This is a genomic window from Microcystis sp. M090S1 (genome assembly GCF_020246295.1).
In the GTDB taxonomy this organism is placed as follows: Bacteria; Cyanobacteriota; Cyanobacteriia; order Cyanobacteriales; family Microcystaceae; genus Microcystis; species Microcystis aeruginosa.
The window spans coordinates 1-15,593 of record NZ_JADBTF010000188.1 but is presented as its reverse complement, the minus strand read 5'-3'; the positions used below and the strand labels follow the sequence as shown (position 1 = coordinate 15,593).

At 43.4% G+C, this 15,593-nt stretch carries 14 protein-coding genes; 8 read left to right on the top strand and 6 right to left on the bottom strand.

The genetic code is table 11. From position 1 onward, the window contains the following. Nucleotides 1-112: helix-turn-helix domain-containing protein (locus tag IM477_RS08630; protein WP_149106768.1), on the bottom strand; the 112-nt coding region annotated here is incomplete at its 3' end. 92 nt (nt 113-204) lie between these two features. Between IM477_RS08630 and IM477_RS08625 the strand changes: the two genes are divergently transcribed. Next, on the top strand, nt 205-1,098 hold the full coding sequence (locus IM477_RS08625) for a ferritin-like domain-containing protein (protein ID WP_287731387.1): 894 nt from the start codon (nt 205-207) through the stop codon (nt 1,096-1,098). A 163-nt stretch (nt 1,099-1,261) separates the two neighbouring features. Further along, nucleotides 1,262-2,326 carry a pentapeptide repeat-containing protein gene (locus IM477_RS08620; RefSeq protein WP_287731389.1) on the top strand — a complete coding sequence of 355 codons (1,065 nt, stop codon included), beginning with the start codon at nt 1,262-1,264 and terminating at the stop codon, nt 2,324-2,326. Nucleotides 2,327-2,405: 79 nt separating this feature from the next. Here IM477_RS08620 and IM477_RS08615 read toward each other — a convergent pair whose 3' ends face one another. Next, entirely contained in the window at nt 2,406-3,137 is a 732-nt protein-coding gene (locus IM477_RS08615) for a Uma2 family endonuclease (RefSeq protein WP_287731386.1), read from the bottom strand. 206 nt (nt 3,138-3,343) lie between these two features. Here IM477_RS08615 and IM477_RS08610 point away from each other — a divergent pair, with 206 nt between their 5' ends. Then, nucleotides 3,344-4,021, top strand: coding sequence for an alpha/beta fold hydrolase (locus IM477_RS08610; protein WP_287672626.1), 678 nt, complete (start codon nt 3,344-3,346; stop codon nt 4,019-4,021). Between the two features lie 19 nt (nt 4,022-4,040). Here IM477_RS08610 and IM477_RS08605 read toward each other — a convergent pair whose 3' ends face one another. Then, nucleotides 4,041-4,673 (bottom strand): response regulator, encoded by a 633-nt coding sequence (locus tag IM477_RS08605; protein WP_002759227.1) that lies wholly within the window; start codon nt 4,671-4,673, stop codon nt 4,041-4,043. A 121-nt stretch (nt 4,674-4,794) separates the two neighbouring features. On the opposite strand from IM477_RS08605, the gene IM477_RS08600 reads away from it, so the two are divergent. The 4 genes from IM477_RS08600 to IM477_RS08585 all read left to right on the top strand — a co-directional run bounded on the left by IM477_RS08600 (nt 4,795) and on the right by IM477_RS08585 (nt 10,119). Next, nucleotides 4,795-7,032 carry a sensor histidine kinase gene (locus IM477_RS08600; RefSeq protein WP_287731385.1) on the top strand — a complete coding sequence of 746 codons (2,238 nt, stop codon included), beginning with the start codon at nt 4,795-4,797 and terminating at the stop codon, nt 7,030-7,032. Nucleotides 7,033-7,056: 24 nt separating this feature from the next. Beyond that, on the top strand, nt 7,057-8,568 hold the full coding sequence (locus tag IM477_RS08595) for a glycosyltransferase family 39 protein (protein WP_287731384.1): 1,512 nt from the start codon (nt 7,057-7,059) through the stop codon (nt 8,566-8,568). A gap of 216 nt (nt 8,569-8,784) precedes the next feature. Beyond that, nucleotides 8,785-8,919 carry a hypothetical protein gene (locus tag IM477_RS08590; protein WP_255520608.1) on the top strand — a complete coding sequence of 45 codons (135 nt, stop codon included), beginning with the start codon at nt 8,785-8,787 and terminating at the stop codon, nt 8,917-8,919. A gap of 198 nt (nt 8,920-9,117) precedes the next feature. Then, nucleotides 9,118-10,119, top strand: coding sequence for a pentapeptide repeat-containing protein (locus tag IM477_RS08585; protein WP_287731383.1), 1,002 nt, complete (start codon nt 9,118-9,120; stop codon nt 10,117-10,119). A 232-nt stretch (nt 10,120-10,351) separates the two neighbouring features. Here IM477_RS08585 and fabD read toward each other — a convergent pair whose 3' ends face one another. The 3 genes from fabD to plsX all read right to left on the bottom strand — a co-directional run bounded on the left by fabD (nt 10,352) and on the right by plsX (nt 13,714). Continuing rightward, nucleotides 10,352-11,275, bottom strand: a complete 924-nt coding sequence (gene fabD, locus IM477_RS08580; RefSeq protein WP_287731381.1) for an ACP S-malonyltransferase — start codon at nt 11,273-11,275, stop codon at nt 10,352-10,354. A 124-nt stretch (nt 11,276-11,399) separates the two neighbouring features. Further along, a complete protein-coding gene (locus IM477_RS08575; protein ID WP_287731379.1) occupies nt 11,400-12,401 on the bottom strand; it encodes a beta-ketoacyl-ACP synthase 3 in 1,002 nt (333 codons plus the stop codon). Between the two features lie 257 nt (nt 12,402-12,658). Continuing rightward, complete coding sequence (gene plsX, locus IM477_RS08570; RefSeq protein ID WP_287731388.1) at nt 12,659-13,714, bottom strand: phosphate acyltransferase PlsX; 1,056 nt, start codon at nt 13,712-13,714, stop codon at nt 12,659-12,661. A 149-nt stretch (nt 13,715-13,863) separates the two neighbouring features. On the opposite strand from plsX, the gene IM477_RS08565 reads away from it, so the two are divergent. Continuing rightward, a complete protein-coding gene (locus IM477_RS08565; RefSeq protein WP_287731378.1) occupies nt 13,864-15,156 on the top strand; it encodes a D-alanyl-D-alanine carboxypeptidase in 1,293 nt (430 codons plus the stop codon). Nucleotides 15,157-15,593: the final 437 nt, after the last annotated feature.

The following is a 15,593-nucleotide window of genomic DNA, read 5'->3' as shown; positions in this document are numbered from 1 at the left end:
TTCGTTCGTGGAGAGCTTTGTTGTAAACTAATCTTACACAGCCCAAAGTGCGCCGCAATAGCGACTCTTGTTCGGGTGTTGGGTAAAATCGAAACGAATAGGCTTTTTCCATACCTCACGTTTTAGCATATATTTCGTAAACGATGCTAATATTTAACAGTAAAGCCGTCGTAGAACGACGGGGTTTCAGACCCAAAATTTTCGATGACCGTTGCTTACCCTCGCAAATTCAAGAAGACGATGAGCGCTCGCGACATCATGAAGCGTGTCATTAGCGATCGCGAAATTCATCTTGTCACCCTCAACCGCTACCGCTACAACGAACAACGTAGCTGTAAAGACCTGACCGAACTGATCGAAACCTTAGACGGACAACCGAAAGAACTGATACAGGACCTTTCCCACCACGTCGCCGATGAGGCCCGCCATGCCTACTGGTTAACCGATTTATTGATCGAATTGGAGGCCGATGTGGGGAAACCGCCGGGGTTGTCCTATATCGATGAATTTGAACGTCTTCTCGATCAAGACCAATTCCAAGGTCAAGAACAAAGGGAAGATGGACTGATTGCGGCCCTAGCGGCAATTAACGTCACGGAAAAACGGGGATGCGAATACTTTGCCGCCCATATCTATGCCCTCAAGGAAGGGGAACAAACCCCAGAAAATCTGAAAATTCAGGAAACGATCGCCAAAATTTTTCCTGAAGAAGCGGGTCATGTGCGTTGGGGCAATCGTTGGTTAGCCAAAATTGCCCAAAAAAGCCCCGAACATCGGCAAAAAGTCGAAAAAGCGAAGGCCAAATACTCAGCGATCGAACAGGCCGCCTATGAATCGGGTATGGATATCACCCTGGGGGCAGAATTGCGCCGCGTCGGTCATTTAATGGAAATCGCCGCCACTATGCCGCTTTGGGAACGTCCTCAATATCTGATGGAACGTTTACCCCAATCCCTTCTCGACCCGAAATTACAATTATTCCGGGTAGAAGCGGCGCAAAAAGCCTGGAATCGTGATCCACAAATGTTTATGGAACGCTTTTTGCCGATGTTTTTTAATGCGGACGACAATATCGGCAAAAAAGAGAAAGTCAACTAATTTAACCTTGATTTTCAGGGGCAATCCTTCAGCGATCGCCGAAGAAATGTTCATCGAGGATCGAGAAAATCAGCTATTGTTTTAAATAGGGGTGAGTTCTCGGCTTTAAGGTCAGAGAAACACCACTTTTTTACTGTTTATTTTGACTTTTCTCTTTTGGATTATGCGTCTTTTAGCTGCCTTTGATCGCTATCCCGATAGTGTATCTTTAACCCTAGAACCAGTAGCCACCGACTCGCAAAAATTTGATTTATATTTAACTTTACACCTACAAGCTCAAATTCAATCTCTCCTCGGCGGGGAAATGAAATGGGGACTGAAAGGAGGAAAATTAGATTTTGTTTTAGTTAATTGTCACCTAACACCAAATCCTCTTTCTAGTCAAGAGTTATACATAAATCGTATTAATAATCATCAATGGCGGTTATCGTTCAAAAGTGTTCAGTCAATATTTACAGGAGCGATCGAAAGGATTAACCTAGGAACCGTGAGTGTGGAGGAAGAACCTTATCATCTCACGGTGCAATTTTCGCTGACGGCTGCCGATATCTGTATCACGGAAACATCGGGATTATGGAAACACGATCTAAGTCCCAATAAACATAGTATTTTAGAGCGAAAGTTAGCATTTTTCCTGATGGAAAATCAATTTGATGCTTTTTTGAGTCGTATTTCTTTGGGGTCATCGCAGGTAGAATTAGATACTGTTCTAGTTGAACCGAAACCAGCAGTATCAGAAAATTTAGAGAAATTGCCAGCACAAATCGAGGGAATTTATGCTTCTGTTAGTGATGATTTTCTCGAACTGGCCCAATTAGCTGAACTCGATCCCCTAAGGGATTTTACTGGGGCAAATCTCCTAGCAGCGGAATTAAGTGGTATATCGTTAGGTATGGCCAATCTCTATCAAGCTAATCTGCGCGGGGCCAATTTAACCGATGCTGATTTAAGGGAAATTAATGGCAGTCATGCTAGTTTCAAAGGAGCGGATTTAAGCGGAGCCTTATTAGCTAATGCCGATTTAAGTTATGCTGATTTTTACCGTTCTAGTTTGGCTTTAGCTAATTTAATCGGCTCCAATTTAGAAGGAGCTAATTTGGTTGAAGTCAACATCACTCAAGCGAATTTTAGCGGGGCAAAAGTGAAGGGGACAAAGTTTGCTGATAACGTGGGTATGACCGAGGAATTGCGGGAAAATTTACGCTTGCGCGGAGCTTTCTGTGATTAGTCAACTATTAAGCATCTAAGATGCTACTAAATCCGCTCACCGCTCACCGAAAATATTGTCATCTAATCAAAAAAGAAGACTAGAGATTTTCCTCGGTATCTATGCCTAATTCCCGCAGTTTAGCCGCTAATTTCGCAGCTTTTTGCTTTTCTTGCTGGACTTGGCTTTCTGACTCTACAGCCCGATTTTCTGCCTGTTGCGCCGCTTCTGTGGGAGTGGGGACTAATTCCCCTTCGGGGGTAAAATAGCGCAATTTATTGGCAGATAAACCCAAATATAAGCCTAATTGTTGACTCCAGAGCCATCCTTGGGGATTGGGAGCAATCGGTTGATATTGACCGCTAATTAGGGTAAATCCTTGAAATTCTAGGCTTTCTGGGTCAAACCAAAAATAATCGGGAGTGCGAAATATATCTTGATAAATTTGTTTTTTCTCCTCTCGGTCAACTTTGGCGGTACTATCGGAGAGAATTTCGATAATTAAATTGGGATATTTGCCCTCTTCTCGCCAAACTACCCAACTTCTGCGGTTGGGGTTGGAATTTGTCCCCAAAACGACGAAAAAATCGGGACTACGGAAGAATTCTGACTTTTTCTGGTTGGGACTGTAATAAATGGTTAAATTGCCGGTGGCAAAATAATCTTCTCGCTCGCGCCACCACCATTCTAAACACTGAATTAATAAAATAATTTGTTGTAGATGTAGGTTACTTTCCAAGGGTGGTTCATCACTCCAAAATTGGCCTTGTGGGAAGATTATCTCAGGGTTTACATGAGACTCGACTAGGGGTAAGCTTTGAGCGATAGTCATGGTTTATCCAACAGAGATAGGTCGATAACTATTATAAATGATTGAATATACTTTTTGGATGGTTATAGCACCGGCAATTGAGTTAAAAAGTTAAAATGGGCTTAATGGCTACAATGTAAGAATATTAATAGCTCTCCTGTCTAATTAATTTGTGAGAGTTAAAAAATGCTAAAAACCAGCACTTTTCGAGTTTTGTAAGAGGTCTTATGAACAGAATTAACAATATTGTTTTGGTTCACGGTTTTTGGGCCGATGGTTCTAGTTATAATCAGATAACTGCCCAGTTATTAGCCGAAGGATACGCAGCGATCGCAGTGCAAAATCCTCTCACTTCTCTAGCGGATGACGTAGCTGCTACGAAAAGAATTTTAAACCGTATCGAAGGACAATGTATTCTAGTCGGTCATTCTTGGGGGGGTACGGTAATCACAGAAGTCGGCAACGATGAAAAAGTGTCCGGTTTAGTTTACATTGCAGCGCTGGCTCCCGATGCGGGGGAGTCGATGGTAGATTTGTTTAGTGAATACGAAACCCCATCACAGTATTTTCAAGAACAAGAGGGGTTTATCTGGATTTCTCAAGAGGGAATAGAGAAGATTCTCGCCAATGATTTGCCCGCCGAAAAAGCCGCTTTAATTTATGCCACCCAAACCCCAGCAGCAGCCTCTTTACTAACAGCAAAAACCACTACAACCGCCTGGAGAAATAAGCCGAACTGGTATATTGTCTCTAGTCAAGATCAAGCCGTACCCCCAGAATTACAGTTTAATTTGGCCGAGAGAATGGGAGCAAAGACAGTGGTTTTGGCATCCGGTCACGTCCCGACTATTTCCCATGCTTCAGAGGTTTTAGAGGTGATTAGAGAAGCCTCGAATATGGGATAAGTAAATCGCCATTTTCCCCTTAAACAATACCGGAACGCAGGGCAATTACGGCCGCTTGTACTCGGTCGTCCACGGCTAATTTATTCATAATGCCCCGCACATGGGTTTTGATGGTATTGGTACTTAAATAAAGTTGTTCGGCGATTTCAGCGTTACTTTTGCCCTCAACAATTAACTTTAAAACCTCCATTTCTCGCTCTGATAAAAGTGCTAGATTGGGATTAGGTTGCACTGTCGGCGCTTTGAGATTATCCATGACTAAACGGGCAATTTGGGGGTCTAAATAGGTGGCCCCATCCTTGGCCGCTTCAATGGCGGCCAAAAGGCGATCGAGACTCGCTCCCTTGATACAATAGGCATCAGCACCACTAGCCAGAGCTGCGATCACTTCCTGTTGGAGAGTGTGGGAAGTGAGCATGACCACATGAACATTAGCTAAACCCTCCTTAATCTGTTTAGTTGCCGCAATGCCATCGAGACGGGGTAAACCGATGTCCATGACCACTAAATCCGGCCGTAGGGATAGGGCTAATTGTACCCCCGCTAGACCATCACTAGCTTGACCAACAATCTCAAAATCCGGCTGTTCACTGAGCGCTTGTTCTAAACCTAACTGCATTAAAGGATCGTCTTCAACAATTAAAATCCGCATGATCTTTGATTCCTAACGGGAAAATGTACGGTTTTCACCCATCTGCATGAGGCAGAACTACTCCTAGTTTAGGCAATCTGGAAATAGATTAACAGTGACCAGTGACCAGTGATAACTGAAAATGCTACGGATTTCATCATATCGGTCTAAAATTGTGCTTGTTGTCCTAGTTTATCTGGGTGTTGGTTGGCTAGGCTATCTCTGCTTAAATTTAGGGTCGCGACCTGCCCCGATTTGGATGAGTGCTGGTATTGGCTTAACTGCTGTTTTTTTAGGGGGAAAAAGGCTAGTTTTAGGCGTTTTTATCGGGGATTTGCTTCTTACCTTCTTTTTAGGGGCCAGTTGGCCCATAGCTCTATTTTCGGCGCTCGGTAGCAGTTTATCGGCTCTGTTAGGGGCGCAATTCTTGCATTATCTGAGATTTTCCGCCACTTTACAGCGCATTCGCGATATCCTTTTACTGGTATTTTTAGCGGCTTTATTAGCCTCGGCAGTCAATGCCACTATCGATACTTTTGCCCGTAGTTGGCTAAATACTTGGGATTGGCGGCAATTTGGACAGTCTTGGGGTATGATCTGGCTCGGAGATAGTACAGGAATATTAATGACCACGCCGCTGCTGTTGCGTTTTTTCTTCAATCATCACTCTCTGCGAGAACCACGGCAACCCCAACGCCTTGGCGAGGCGTTACTTTGTCTGAGTTTGCTAACGGTGGTGACTTCCGTGGTTTTTGGTGATCAACCAAATTTTCTTAACCCCGATTGGAGTATGGTGCAGTACCTCGAATATCTGCCTTTTCCTTTTGTGGTTTGGGCCGCCATGCGTTTTCAGACTTGGGGAGCGGTAATAGCGAATTTTTTAGTATCTATTTTAGCTTTGATGGGATTGGCCAGGGGAATCAGTCCTTTTATCCTACAGGCTCCCGATTATACCAGAGGTGTCTTGATCTTACAAATCTTTTTAGTCATTGTCATGTCAACTTCTCTGTTTTTATCGGCGGCGATTAGCGAAAGACAACAGATCGATCGAGCTTTAAATGAAACTTTAGAAAGAGAACATTTAGTAACACAAGTTGCTTTAAAAGTCCATCAATCTTTAGATATAGATCAGGTTTTAAATACCATTGTTGAGGAAATCAGAAATTTTCTCGATGCCGATCAAGTCTATATCGGTCACTGTCAAGAGCGGGGTTGGTCTAAGGTAATCGCTGAGTCCCGTCGTCCCGAGATTCCCTCGCTGATGGGTTGGTTTCCCGAACCAGAATTACTGGAAGAATTGGGACAATTATTTTCTTTAGATAAGTTAATTATTGCTGATAATACCGCTAAGGTGCAAACTCTGCCCACTCTCAAGGGTTATTACGAATACCTGCAAGTTAAATCCTCTTTAGTTTTACCTCTAACGGTTAATAATCAACATTTAGGCGCTTTAGTTGTCCATCAATATTCCCATCCTCGTCATTGGCAAAAAAGCGAGGTCAAATTATTAGAACAGTTAGCCACCCAAGTTTGTATTGCTATCGGCCAAGCGCAACTATATCAGAGGGTGCAAAGCTTGAATAATAATTTAGAACGGGAAGTGGCAGCAAGAACCCTGGAACTGCGGGAAAAAGTCCGGGAAATTCAGCGTTTATACGAAATGAAAACGGTTTTTTTACAGGCAGTATCCCACGATCTTCGCACTTCGATTATGGGATTAGTGATGTTATTAAAAAATTTACAGTGTCGGCAAACAGAAAAAGTAACTATCTCGCGAGCAATGCTCGATCAGGTGGTGCGTAGTTGCGATCGACAATTAACTTTAATTAATGCTTTATCAGAAAATCATTTTGCTGAAGAACGGCCTTTAATCTTGCATCGTCAACCTCTATCTTTAAAAGAACAGGTGGAAATTTGGCTCAAAGATTGGCAAAAAGATTTTGATTTATATCAAGCTACTTTTATTAATCTTCTACCCGATGACTTACCCGCTATTGATGCTGATCCTTGTCAGCTAAGAAGTGTTTTTGAACAATTATTAAATAATGCCTTAAAACATAACCCTTCACCGATTCAATTAGCTTTAGATGCTCGTATTGACCAAGATATGCTTTACTGCACTTTAAGCGATAATGGCATTGGCATGGATGAGGAACAATGTCAACATCTTTTTCATTTATATGTAAGAAATCTTCATAATCAACACCTAACGGGAATCGGTTTAGGTTCCTACCAATGTCGGCAAATAATCGAGGCTCACTCTGGGAGAATTGGGGTAAAAAGTACCCCACAGGTTGGCTCACAATTTTGGTTTACTTTACCCATTGCCTATCAAAATTCTAGATTAATTAAACCGGAGTTAGTCAACAGTAATCAGTGATTTTTTAACAGGATCAAGATAATTATGCTTACTCGTCAATCTGGGGTTAGATTTGCTTTAGGTTTATTGATTATTTTCAATATTTTCTATTTTGTCCATCTCGCCTACTATAGCTATGTTTGGCACGATGAATCTTTGGTCTTACTGCATCTTTCTGGTAACACAACCGAACAGTTAATTAACTATCTGTTCGATGGACAAATTAAATCTACAGAACAACTCTGGCAATTTCAAGGGGTTAATTCCGTGAAAGGTTTTCCTGATACCTTAGCCTCTCTTTATACTAGCTCGAATTACGATCTACCTCTCTATTACAGTTTCCTCTGGTTTTTTGCAAGATTATTGGGCAATTCTTATCTAGTCTTAAGAGGATTTTCGGTAATTATTTGGTTTGGTATTTTAGGGAGTTTTTACCATTTAGCTTTGACTTTATTTAAAAATAAAAACGCCGCTTTAATTGCCGCTACAATTATCTTCTTTTCCCCGCGTTTTACTGGTTATGCTCTAGGAATTTGGGAATACGGACTATATGTTTTATGTTCGATACTTTCTAGCTGGTTATTTCTCAAAGCTATTGATTCCTCGCAACCGAAAAAAGATTGGTTTTTCTATAGTTTATCCCTAATTGCTGGTTTATATACCCATGTTTTCTTTATCTTTGTTTTAGTGGTTCATAGCCTATATTTTCTGCTACAGCTGAATTATTTTAACTTTTTAACCAAAAAATACTATAGCATCAGCTTACTTGCTTCCCTGTGGATTTATTCAATTTGGTTAACCCGGATTTTTACCAGTCGATTTACTGTCTTTGGATGGTCAAAAGGCAGTTTACCCCTAGAGGTACTTTGGCAAAGATGGGTAAGAATGATCGCTCGTTTATTTTATAATTTCAGTTTAGCCAATCCCACCATCAACCCTATTATTGAATACTGCCTAATTATCCTCGTCATCATCTCCTTTATTTATCTGGGCAAAAAAGCCGCTAAAAAAGTTTTTACCCTGATTATTCTCCTGACAATTATCCCCTTTTTCTCTCTTTTAGCTTGGGATCTAATCGGAGGATTTCGCTACACAGCTGTGGGCAGATTTTACTTACCAAGTTTTCTCGGTATGCTGCTGGCAGTTACCTTTTTACTAAGCAACGGATTACAGCATCGCCAAGGCTGGGCAAAAATTCTCTTAATATTATTGCTAGTTTTCGGATTAATTGCCAAAATTCCCTATCCACCGCCGGCAGCTAGATATGTGGGTTATGGTAGTAATATTCCCAACGCTTATACAATGATTAATCGCAGTCAAAAACCTCTAATTATTTCAGAACATTGGTTAGATACCTTGCCCCTTATCCATACTACTGATGCTAAGACAAAGTATTTATTTGTTCAGTCGAACCCTAGAGTTTCCATCCCCTCCTTAAAAAATCAATTTACCGATATTTATCTCCTCAATCCTTCCCCCAGTCTCAGACAATATTTAGATGACCAGTCTATACAATTATCCCCTACGGAAAATCCAGCCTTTTGGCGAATTGATTAAAAAGCCATTGACCCCCCTTGCCAAAACAGACCACAACCTGATAGACTCAATAAACCAAGGCTTCAGGGAATAGGATTGGGCAGTTCATCCCTAAGAGGGATTGACTTTTACCAAGTTTTATGCTTGCTCAACTGGAGAGTCCCCGAAATCTGGTGATTAAGAGTTTTAGCCTCTTGGCTACCGGACTGACTAAGCAGACCTAACAAATTCAACTGTATGATACCGAGTCAAGACATCGGCGAGGCAGTAGATTCAGTCAGAAAAACTGACGCACAAGACTTCTCTAATTTAATGCCTAGACCTGGCTGGCAACAAGTGGCGGGTTTAGGTAGAGACTGTTTTTGGTATTGAACCCCGATTCTTTTCGTTCTTTACCGGTTTTAGTGATTGCCAATAGGGATTTTAAGCCCGTAATTGGTTGAAAATTTCTATTTATTCGCAAAAATTCCCAGTCGTTCCCTGTACTAATCCTAGAGATCGACTTCATGATCAGTAATTTTCCCCAACCAATTCTCTGGAAATCACCTTCCAGAACAATTTAGTTATTTTATGAGTAGCAATGCCTTAACCAATCGTGAACATCTAATCGAACTGTATAATCGAGGTGAACGCAACTTTGCGGAAGTCAGACTTAGCGGAGTCAATTTAAAGAGACAGTGTTTAAACCAGATTAACCTAAGTCATAGTTACTTAAAACGAGCCAATTTAGCCGAAGCTTGTTTAATTAACGCTAATTTCAAGGACGCTTCCCTCGAAGAAGTTAATTTAAGCAAAGCTTGTCTTATCGATGCTAACCTGACTAAAGCCGACCTTTCTGGGGCAAATTTGCACCAAAGTCAACTAAGCGGCGCAATTTTGAGTAATACTGTTCTCAAAAAGGCTGATTTAAGTTCTGCCTGTTTAATTCACAGTAGCTTACTTTTTGCTCAACTGTTGAAAGCGAATCTCGAAGCGGCTAATCTCACCTCAGCCACTTTAACCCATGCCATGGCGAGGAAAGCTAACCTAAAACGGGCTATTCTCACTCGTGCTATTCTTAGCTCTGCTAATCTTAGCCATGCTAACTTAAAAGAGGCTAACCTAATTCGAGCCTATCTCTATCAAGCTAATCTGGAAAACTGCCATCTTCAATACGCCGACCTCAGCTATGCCGATTTGCGCGGGGCGGATTTACGGGGGGCGGATTTACGTTATGCTAACCTCGAAGGTGCTAATCTGACGGGAGCTAACCTCAATTGTAGCGATTTTGAGGGAGCTAACTTAACCGGAGCCGATTTAAGCAAAACTGACGCTAATAAAGCCAATTTTCGCCAAGCTAACTTAACCGGTTGTAATCTGCTCGGCGCTAATTTAGCCTCCGCTAACCTTTCCGGTGCTAATCTACACCAAGCGGGATTACTCTTGAGTTATTTAGTGGGAAGCAATCTTAAACGAGCTAATCTCAAACAAGCTAACTTAATTGGGGCGATTTTAACCGAAAATAATCTTCTTTCTGCTTCCCTCGAAGAAACTATTCTTCCTAACGGTAGTCGCGGTAATCTCCTTTCCTAATATTCCTAGAAAAACCTGGTTGTAGAGACTTTTCTGCCGAGGTTTCTATAACCGTGGGGAGTGGGGAGACCACTTCGTGCGCGTTGCGGGGGGGAGATGGGAGAATAACTAGGGTCTGCTGAAAAAGTTTTTGCCGCAAACCCTATGATAGTTTTCTAAAAAAATACCTAACCAAATTTTTGGCTAGGTATCTATCAATTTACTTCCTTTGTCGAAAATGTTGCCAGATAATTTAACCAACACCAATTAATGAACCCTGCAATTTAACATCTTCGCTACCCTTGGATATATCGGCTAATTGACTAATATTTTCTAACTCAATTGGAGCAGTTCGTTTAATTAAACCAGTTAAAACTTTACCCGGTCCCACTTCGATCGCTTTTTCCACACCCACATCTGGCAATTTTAACATAATTTCTCGCCATCTTACGGAGCTAGTCATCTGCTGAATGAGATAACTTTTTAATTCCTCCGCATCGTTGATCGGTTGGCTAGGATTAACATTAGAAATAACGGGAACTTTTGCAGACCGAAAATTAACTAATTCTAAAATCTGCTGAAACTGAATAGCAGCATTTTCCATCAAGGGAGAGTGAAAAGCACCGGATACTTTTAACGGCATAACCCGCTTAACTTTCACTTGACCTAATACCAAATCCACCGCTTCAGGAGTCCCAGAAATCACCACTTGTTCGGCACTATTATCATTAGCAATAACTACATTTTCCGTCTGATTAATCACTGTCTCTAGACTGGTGCGATCGAATTTCATTAAGGCGGCCATTTTACCACCTTCGGCCGCATCCATCAAACGGGAACGGTTTTGAACTAGATTTAATCCTGTTTCAAAATTAAACACCCTGGCCGCATACAAAGCCGAATATTCACCAAGACTATGACCGGCAACTAGATCGGGAAAATGACCTTTTTCTTGCAACAAATCCGCTAAAATACTCTCCACCACAAATAAACAAGGTTGGGTATAAAGAGTACGAGATAGGGTTTCTTCATCCCCTTGACATTTTTCCAGGACTGACCAACCGAGGATTTTTGCTGCTATTTTTAATCTCTCTTGGCCAAGCGCACTTTCCGCTAAATCTCCAATCATTCCTAACGCTTGCGATCCTTGTCCCGGGAATATCCACGCTGTTTTCATAAGTTCTTAAAATAGATAGATAGATGTGTTTGGGTCAGTTATCAGTTATCAGTTATCAGTTATCAGTTATCAGATGTGAGTTTTTAGTTTACTGGTTACTGATCACTGTTTACTGTTTACTGAATTAATCTCCCCAACGGAAGATAATCCCACCCCAAGTTAAACCGGCACCAAAGCCAGAAGAAGCAATAATATCACCTTTTTTGACCTTACCACTCCTGACAGCTTCATCGAGGGCTAGAGGAATCGAGGCTGCGGAAGTGTTGCCATACTCGCTGAGATTGCTGATCACTTTTTCCGGAGGCAGTTTCAGGCGCTCGCTCACCGCGTCCATAATTCTTTGATTAGCTTGGTGCAAAACTAGCCAATCGATGTCACTGGTGGTTAAATTAGCCCGATAGAGAGCTTTTTCGATGACCTCTGGCACTTTCGCCACGGCAAAACGATAGACTTCCCGTCCGTTCATCCTTAGGGGCTTATAGGTCCCTTTTTGAACCCTTACCCCCTGCTTAAGGGGCAATTCTTCCCCCTCATAGGCGAGATTGAGAGAACCATTCTGGCTGCCGTCGCTATGGAGTTCAAAACCGAGAATGTTATCTTTTGTATCATTTGCTTGACAAAGTACCGCCCCTGCCCCATCCCCAAAGAGGACACAGGTAGCGCGATCGTTCCAATCCACCCAACGGGAGAGAACATCGGCCCCGATAACCAAGACATTGCGGTAAGTACCAGTACGGATAAACTGGGTGGCGGTGACTAATCCCACCAGAAAACCCGAACAGGCGGCGGTGAGATCAAAAGCGATCGCCCGATTGGCCCCGATCTGACTTTGAACTTGGGCGGCACTACCGAACAGATCATCGGGGGTAGAAGTAGCCAAGAGAATCAGATCGATGTCCCTAGGCGACACCTGAGCCATTTCCAGAGCCTTAATCGCCGCTTGGGCTGCTAATTGGCTCAAAGACACCGATTGATCCGCTAAATGGCGTTTACCGATGCCTGTACGACTTTTAATCCACTCATCGGAAGTCTCGACAATTTGGCTGAGTTCTTCATTACTGAGGAATTGCGCTGGTGTGGCCGATCCACAACCGGTCATGACGACTGCTGCCCCGAATCCGTTCAAAATATTCCCCCCCTTTCAGTGATCAGTTATCAGTTATCAGTGATCAGTTATCAGTTATCAGTGGCAAGTGGCAAGTGGCAAGTGGGGAAGTGGGGAAGTGGGGAGACCACTTCGTGCGCGTTGCGGGGGGAAGTGGGGAAGTGGAGCATTTGGCTGAAATTTCCCTAAACCCCTAAACCCCTAAACCCCTAAACCCCTATCTCCTGTCTCCTTTCTCCTGACTCCCGACGACCGACGGCTTCAAGATGGCTGACGGCTTAATCTTCACCGTTCACCGACAACTCTTTTAATTGATGATGGTGGTCATTGTAGGCTTGAATGCGCTCAGAAACGCGATTATCAACGGCATTTTTTGCCTGTCGGATAGCGTTAAAAATTGAAGGCGCTTGGGAACTGCCGTGACTGATCACACAGACCCCATCGACTCCAAATAACAGTGCGCCACCGTGTTCCGCATGATCCATGCGTTGTTTGATCTGTTTAAGATTGGGTTTAATTAAAGCCGTCCCGACTTTACCCTGTATCCCCCTAGGTAATTCCTCTTTGAGAATTTGTAGGATAATTCCCCCCACCGCTTCGGCAAATTTTAACAGGACATTACCGACAAAACCATCGCAGACGATCACATCAAATTGTCCCGATAGCACATCCCGGCCTTCCGCATTGCCGATAAAGGGAATTTGCTGGTTATTTTCTAATAATTCGTAGGTTTTTAGGGCGAGATCGTTACCTTTGCTGGCTTCTTCGCCAATATTGAGTAAACCGACTTGCGGTTCTTCAACACCCATAACGTATTTACTGTAAATTGTCCCCATTAGGGCAAACTGCTCTAAATATTTGGGTTTACAGTCCACATTCGCCCCGACATCGAGGATAATCACCGATTTACCCGCCAACATCGTCGGCAGCACCGCACCGATCGCCGGGCGATCGATTCCTTTTAAACGACCTAAACGCAGTAACGCTGCCGCCATGGCTGCCCCGGAGTGACCAGCGGACACCACAGCATCGGCGCGATTTTGTTTGACTAAATCCATGGCCACATTAATCGAGGCCGCTGGTTTGCGACGGATAGCGGTGATCGGTTCTTCGTCCATGGCCACCACTTCCTCTGCGTGGACGATGGTGAGATTCTTGGGACGGGGATGATGCTGGAAATAAGCCTCAATCCGTTCAGAATCGCCGACTAATAATACTTCTACATCTAATTCTTCGGAAGCTCGCATCGATCCCGCGATAATCTCGTTGGGAGCGTGGTCACCTCCCATCGCATCTACCGCGATTGTTGCCCGATTTAATGCCGTTTCTGCCATTGAGTCAGTGGGATAGAAATCTTTAATAAGTTGAGCGGCAGCTCTTGACAAAAGCTGGCCGATCGAGGATTAGTGTTTTCTGATCGAGCAATTGTTAAAAATTACCAATCATCTCTATACAATAAGGCATCATTGCGATTAAGGAAAAGATGTTCTCAGTTTTTAATTTGGCAGTTTTCGGCTTTCTCTTGGGTTGGTTGGGGGGGCAATCCCAACCGATCGCCAATATTCCCCTAATTTCTTGGCAAAATCAACCTATTTTCCACCTTCCCACCGCTCCCGATCCCCGGGTGGCGGCGATCGTGGCCGATTATCTGCAAGACTTGACTAAAAAAGGTTTAAACTCTAGTCAACAACGGGTCTTAATTGAGACGGAATGGGCTGATTTAGCTGATCATCAGGGTAATCTGCCCGCTTCGGGGGCCTCTTTAACTAAAATTGCCACTACTCTCGCCGCCGTGGAAACCTGGCCTCTCGATCATCGTTTTGCTACTCGTTTTTACAGCACGGGAGAGGTAAAAAACGGGGTGTTAGAGGGAGATTTAATTATTGAAGGGGGAGGGGATCCTCTGTTTGTCTGGGAAGAAGCGATCGCAGTGGGCAATGGCCTCCATCAATTAGGCATCCGTCAGGTCAAAGGCGATCTGATCGTTACGGGTAAATTCGCCATGAATTTTCAAACCGATCCCCTCAAAGCGGGAGAATTGCTGAAAATTGGGCTTGATCAATCGAAATGGTCAAAAGAAACCGAAAAAGCTTTTCAGAGCCTTCCTAGCGGCACACAAGCCCCACAGGTGAAGATTTTGGGCATGGTTCGAGCCAGTCAAATTCGCCCCGAAAATGCCCGATTATTGTTGGGTCATCAGTCCTTAACTTTAACGGAACTGTTGCGTCAGATGAATATTTATAGTAACAACGTCATGTCAGAAATGTTAGCCGAACTGCTCGGTGGCCCGGCGGCAGTGGACGCAATTAATACTAAAATTACCCGGGTAGGAGCGGCAGAAATTCAATTAATTAATGGTTCGGGATTGGGGGTAGAAAATCGCTTGTCTCCCCGGGCAGTTATTGAGATTCTCAAGGCCTTGGATCGCAAGTTAGCCAATCAACCGATACAAGTCGCCGATTTATTTCCGGTGGGGGGACGCGATACCAAAGGAACTATGCAGTGGCGCGCCATTCCCAAAGGAGTGGTGATTAAAACTGGAACTTTGGCCCAAGTTAGCGCTTTAGCCGGAGAAATTCCCACCCAAGAAAGGGGTAAAGTTTGGTTTGTGATTATGAATGCTGGTAGTAGCAATATCGAGGGATTCAGAAATCAGCAGGATCGGGTGTTACAAGCTTTAGATCAGCACTGGCAAATTCTCCCGGAAGCCACTAAAGGATCGATTTCTGAAAGAGCCTTTCTAGGTGATCCCAGTCGGGTAAGTCAGGGTTTCTAAGGGGTTGATATCAACTTGACAATCAAATTTAGTTTGGTGGTGAGGAACTTTAGCAAGGTCTTATATTCACTTTTGTCGATAAGCTGACTACTTTTCTGCCATTTTCTCCTTGTCTTTGCTGCCAATCGGTAAACAAATCATAGTGACAAAATTTTGCCAGTTTTTCCCGAAATTGAGCAAAGGATGTGATGTGTGGTTAAACGGGGTGCATCTCACCTTTGCAGAAATACCGACAATCAGCAATTATCAGTGACTCTTAAATTGACATCCTCACCGCCGTAAACGGACGGTGATTCCTCACCACGCCACCTTTTTAGGATGGTCGTTGAATGGGGTTGACGCGCCCCGGGATGCTGCTACCTTAGCGGTAGTCTTACGCTTTCCGACCCGTCCGTTTTGAGTGTCCGAATGCCGGACGGCCACTTTGAACAAGTCGA

Bases quoted from the DNA above. Each gene is read 5' to 3' on its own strand.
- IM477_RS08625 (WP_287731387.1), top strand. From the start codon at position 205: ATGACCGTTGCTTACCCTCGCAAATTCAAGAAGACGATGAGCGCTCGC.
- IM477_RS08620 (WP_287731389.1), top strand. From the start codon at position 1,262: ATGCGTCTTTTAGCTGCCTTTGATCGCTATCCCGATAGTGTATCTTTA.
- IM477_RS08615 (WP_287731386.1), bottom strand. From the start codon at position 3,137: ATGACTATCGCTCAAAGCTTACCCCTAGTCGAGTCTCATGTAAACCCT.
- IM477_RS08610 (WP_287672626.1), top strand. From the start codon at position 3,344: ATGAACAGAATTAACAATATTGTTTTGGTTCACGGTTTTTGGGCCGAT.
- IM477_RS08605 (WP_002759227.1), bottom strand. From the start codon at position 4,673: ATGCGGATTTTAATTGTTGAAGACGATCCTTTAATGCAGTTAGGTTTA.
- IM477_RS08600 (WP_287731385.1), top strand. From the start codon at position 4,795: ATGCTACGGATTTCATCATATCGGTCTAAAATTGTGCTTGTTGTCCTA.
- IM477_RS08595 (WP_287731384.1), top strand. From the start codon at position 7,057: ATGCTTACTCGTCAATCTGGGGTTAGATTTGCTTTAGGTTTATTGATT.
- IM477_RS08590 (WP_255520608.1), top strand. From the start codon at position 8,785: ATGATACCGAGTCAAGACATCGGCGAGGCAGTAGATTCAGTCAGAAAA.
- IM477_RS08585 (WP_287731383.1), top strand. From the start codon at position 9,118: ATGAGTAGCAATGCCTTAACCAATCGTGAACATCTAATCGAACTGTAT.
- fabD (WP_287731381.1), bottom strand. From the start codon at position 11,275: ATGAAAACAGCGTGGATATTCCCGGGACAAGGATCGCAAGCGTTAGGA.
- plsX (WP_287731388.1), bottom strand. From the start codon at position 13,714: ATGGCAGAAACGGCATTAAATCGGGCAACAATCGCGGTAGATGCGATG.
- IM477_RS08565 (WP_287731378.1), top strand. From the start codon at position 13,864: ATGTTCTCAGTTTTTAATTTGGCAGTTTTCGGCTTTCTCTTGGGTTGG.